This window comes from Candidatus Hydrogenedentota bacterium, from assembly GCA_012523015.1.
Taxonomy (GTDB): Bacteria; Hydrogenedentota; Hydrogenedentia; order Hydrogenedentales; family CAITNO01; genus JAAYBJ01.
In genome coordinates this window covers 1-4,226 of record JAAYJI010000158.1, presented here as the reverse complement: position 1 = coordinate 4,226, position 4,226 = coordinate 1, and the positions used below count along the sequence as shown (strand labels likewise).

Here is a 4,226-nt window from a genome sequence, read left to right as displayed (position 1 = left end):
CAGTAATACCTGTACTATAACAAAACATAGACTGCACAGCTGCCTGAGAGCTGCAGCAGTTCATGTGAACATGCAAGTACTGTTTTATTTCCTATTGCGACAGTACAGCAAAGACATCAGATAAAAGAACGCAAGGATCTTTCACAGGATAAGCCCTTATTTTTACAATATATGTTTGGTTTAATCAAGCGGCTGTACCTGCAAGTCGGCAATTTAACTAAGCGATTCTACGCCGAACACGATAGCCAAGAGCATACCGGTGATAACAAGAATGCTGAGCAATACATTACCCCAGTCGCGCAGGTCGAAGGAGTCGCAGGCAGTTGGACAATCGCCATCAGATACGATCAGGCTTACAGGACCGGGTTCCGTCAGAATAGTCCCTGCTCCGGGGCTCTGTTTTATAATGGCGTCTTCAGGAATCGTGTCGCTGCATTTATAAGAGACTGTACCGAGACTGAGCCCTGCCGCTTCAATTTGTTTCTGTGCCGTTTCCAGATTTTGCAGCACCACATTGGGAACGGTAAAGCCGGCGGTCACGCCTTCTTCGCCTTCTGCGGGTACTTCTTCACCCTCTTCTTCACCCTCTTCTTCTCCTCCTTCCGCCTCGCCATCCTCATCACCACCTATTTCTTCTCCCTCTTCTTCTCCTTCCTCCCCGTCGTCGCCCCCGTTGAGTTCATCATCTTCTGCATCATTATTAGATTTTAAGGCGAACAGCGCTGTTACGGAAAGAGCCGTTTTGACATTCTTATCCTGACGCGGATTATCCGTATTGCCGTCATCCCAAAGTACAAAGAGATGCCCCGTGTTTGCCTCAGCAGCAACAGGAGCGCTGTTGCCGCCATGATTAATAATTTGTGTGGTTTTCCCCAGAAGCGAGCCGCCGGTGCCGGCATGATAGCTCAGGACATAGGTGTTCACTACAAAATGGGCCGTAACATCAATATTTTCGGTCACCCCTTTATCGGCTCTCGGGTTATCTTTAACTCCGTCGCTCCAAGCATCAAAATGGAATCCCTCATTAGCGACTGCATTCACTTCAACACCATCTTTGTTATGATTCACGTGCTGCGTGACCTCTCCGAAAATACGGCCTCCGCCGCCGGCGCTATAGGATAAGGTATAGCTGTTAATATCAAAGTAGGCGGTGAAAGTTTCGGAAGCGGTCACGTCAGTATCCCGCCGCGGATTATCAATACTTCCATCGCTCCACCCTGTAAAATGATAGCCGTCATCGGGAATTGCTGTGACAGGGCTGCCGCTTCCGCCGGCGTCAATGTATTGGGCGCTTGCTCCGGAGATGCTTCCGTGATCATCAGCTGCATAGACCAATGCAAAAGAAGCGGTTTCAGAAGCGGAGGCTTCGTTGAGGATAAGTCCCCAACCCATAAAGGTCACCGCGGCGATGAAGATAAGGATGAAGCAAGCGTGTTTATTGTTGTTGCAGCGCGTAGGCATGAAATCGCTCCTTTTCTAATTTCGTTGAGGAGGGCGCCGCCGGAGTCGCGGTTTTGTTCCTCATCTTAAGTAGTATCTTCAGGCGCTCGGTTTGGGAACGCCCATGATTTTATTATCATAAAAGTCTATGGTATCGCTTCTCAAAAAAGACAGGGATTATTTGATATTTCTAAACCCTGACTCTTGGAATGACAGGGAAGAGAAGAGACAGATTCAACTTCCTTCCATAATGATGCTTCATCGGATCAAATAGTTCCCAAATCATCGAAAATAATTTTGTCGGCAGTCACCTAAACAATTCAACTATTTGGAGAACCGAAAGAAGGGCTATTTGGAATTTTGTATCCTCAATAAACGTCGTTAATCATATTCGGTTAAAAGTTCGTTTTCAGACTCTTTCGCTCGATAGGAAGTATTCAGTGTATCAAAGGTGACGCGCCTGTCCGGGTTAAGTCCCAGTTCTAATTCTTCTTTCCCTGATTCGTATTCTTCTACCGAAATATTTCCAATTACCGAAACGCGCAACCGTGTTCCTGCACTAATGAAGGAGATGCCGGTTCCCTGTGCCAAAGTTTCAGGTGATTCAAAGGATTTCCATTTTTTGGCGGCGCGACCGCCTGACCACATGGTGATAACATAGACCGTTTTCATGAAACAATTCCTTGTGAAACTTGGAGCGATTCCAAGGCTGCCTCAATAACCATTGCCGGTGAAATATCGCGCATACACTGATGGTGTCCAAGCGGACAAATCGGCTTCTGGCAGGGGCTGCATGGAATGTCCAAACGGATAACTTTCCCTTTTTCGTAGGGCCCGTTGGTATATAGTGGGGAAGTGGGCCCCATAATGCAGATGACGGGTTTATGGAAAGCGATTGCTATATGTCTGGGCCCGCTGTCATTGCAAATGAGCAGATCGGCAAGGGCAATGGCAGATTTGAGCGCTGCAATGCCCGGAAGCCCCGCCGGCAGTTCTAAAAATGATGTTTTGGCGTGGGCGATCACTTCTGCGCGAATTTTTTCTTCCCCGGGACCGGTTAACAAAACAATACGTGCACCGGTCTGTTCCGCCAATGCGTCGGCTGTCTCAGCGAAAGCTTCAGGCATCCAGCGTTTGCTCGGACCGAAGGCCGCGCCGGGCGCAATAGCGATGAGCGCGCCCTCACCTGCCAACGCTGCCGACACGGTATCGTGTACAGAAGGATTTAGTGCCAATTCCAGACCTTTACCGTCATCTTCGCAACCCACCAAACGTACCAGATCCAAGTATTCATCTACCATATAAATGGGCGTGATATGACCGTCTTCCATGGGCGGCATCAAGCTTTTGGTCAGCAAGGGGGAGCGCCCGTCGCGGGCGTAGCCGATGCGGTTCTTGCTTCGGACAAACCAAGCCAGCAATGCAGATCGGAAGGAATGGGGAAAGACGACACAGAGATCGCTTCCGGCGTGGTTTAATTGTTTTCCCATGCTCATCAGCGGCAAGAGGGAGGATTTTGGCAACAAGGGGAAAAGCCCGTCAATCCACGGCAGATCCTCGAGCAGATCACGGCAGGACGGATTGGCTGCTACGGTTAATTGCGCCTCCGAGAATTGCCTGCGCAAGGCGCGCAATGCCGGGGTACACATGGCTGTATCTCCCAGCCAATTAGGAGCAAGAGCCAGCACCGATTTAACTGCTTCGGGAGGAATCATCAAATTACTGATCCGTTTCAGGGTTGAAATTTTCATCAGACCGCGCTGTTGATTCCGTGGCAGTACTGCAATTTACAGCATCGGGCGCGGACAAAAGTGTATTCTGTACAAGCGGGTCCGACGGGTCACTATGGCGCTCGTTTGCAGCCGCGTCGCACACTGTTTCATTACCGACCGAAGTCTCAGACCTTTTTTGATCTTCTTCGAGCCCTTGGTTTTTTGAGCGCGCCTCCGCCTCAACCCGTGCCACAGCGAGTGCGAGGGCTTCTGCCTCTGCCTCTTCTTTCGCCTTGATCTTGGCTTGAATTTCTGCTTGACGCGCCTCTTCTACCAAAGGCCGCCAAGTCTCTTCGGTCTGTTCTAAATAGGCCATTAAACCAAAGGAGACACATTCTCGATTGTATTGATTTTCACTTTCAAAGGTAGTGCGCCACGTGCCCCGTTGCATGATTCCATAGAAAGAAGGTTTTTGCCGCAAATACTTTTTTACAGCGGTATCAATATCTCCTTTTCCGTATTGCCATACGAAATCTGCCGGGGAAGTGGTGCTTCCATATGTTTCCCAAAAGGTTACTATATCCATGACATTATTGTAGCAAATGGAGAAGATTATTTCAGCATAGGATAAGCCTGTCTCGATGTGTCGCCCACAGTCTTCTATAAAGTGAAGTTTCACGTGACGTTTAAGAATCGAAAACTCTTTCCGGTGTGGCAGCACTTTTATTTTCAAAATGGAGCGCTGCCAACAGCATGACCGCCGCGATAGTTTGGTATAAGACGGAATAATGTGGCATACTTTTGCGAAGTGCAGTGGCGGATACCCTAAAACAATAACGGATCAACTATTTGGATGGAGTCCCAACGGGGATGACAGAATTAAAAGATACTCATAGCACAGAAGCATGTGATGCGCAATTAAAAAAAGACAATCGGCGCAAAATAATCCGTTTTGTCAGTGTTTTTGCTGTGACAACCCTAACCTTATTAATTGTTTACCGATACTCGATCGCAACACGGGCCAACGACTGGTACCTCTACACCGCTGCCAACCATACAGCCTTTGTTTTGGAT

The 4,226-nt window shown here is 48.6% G+C and carries 5 protein-coding genes; 1 reads left to right on the top strand and 4 read right to left on the bottom strand.

All coding sequences use genetic code 11. The annotated features are described in order from the left end of the window. Positions 1-213 precede the first annotated feature (213 nt). The 4 genes from GX117_06880 to GX117_06865 all read right to left on the bottom strand — a co-directional run bounded on the left by GX117_06880 (position 214) and on the right by GX117_06865 (position 3,738). A complete protein-coding gene (locus GX117_06880) occupies positions 214-1,461 on the bottom strand; it encodes a PASTA domain-containing protein (GenBank protein ID NLO33062.1) in 1,248 nt (415 codons plus the stop codon). Positions 1,462-1,821: 360 nt separating this feature from the next. Then, positions 1,822-2,112: a hypothetical protein gene (locus GX117_06875; GenBank protein ID NLO33061.1), complete on the bottom strand. Its 291-nt coding sequence runs from the start codon at positions 2,110-2,112 to the stop codon at positions 1,822-1,824. Continuing rightward, positions 2,109-3,191 carry a lipopolysaccharide heptosyltransferase II gene (waaF, locus tag GX117_06870; GenBank protein NLO33060.1) on the bottom strand — a complete coding sequence of 361 codons (1,083 nt, stop codon included), beginning with the start codon at positions 3,189-3,191 and terminating at the stop codon, positions 2,109-2,111. Before waaF ends, GX117_06875 begins: the two co-directional genes overlap by 4 nt. Then, positions 3,160-3,738 carry a hypothetical protein gene (locus tag GX117_06865; GenBank protein NLO33059.1) on the bottom strand — a complete coding sequence of 193 codons (579 nt, stop codon included), beginning with the start codon at positions 3,736-3,738 and terminating at the stop codon, positions 3,160-3,162. Before GX117_06865 ends, waaF begins: the two co-directional genes overlap by 32 nt. Before the next feature lie 284 nt (positions 3,739-4,022). On the opposite strand from GX117_06865, the gene GX117_06860 reads away from it, so the two are divergent. Next, a partial coding sequence (locus GX117_06860) for a hypothetical protein (protein NLO33058.1) occupies positions 4,023-4,226 on the top strand: 204 nt, incomplete at its 3' end.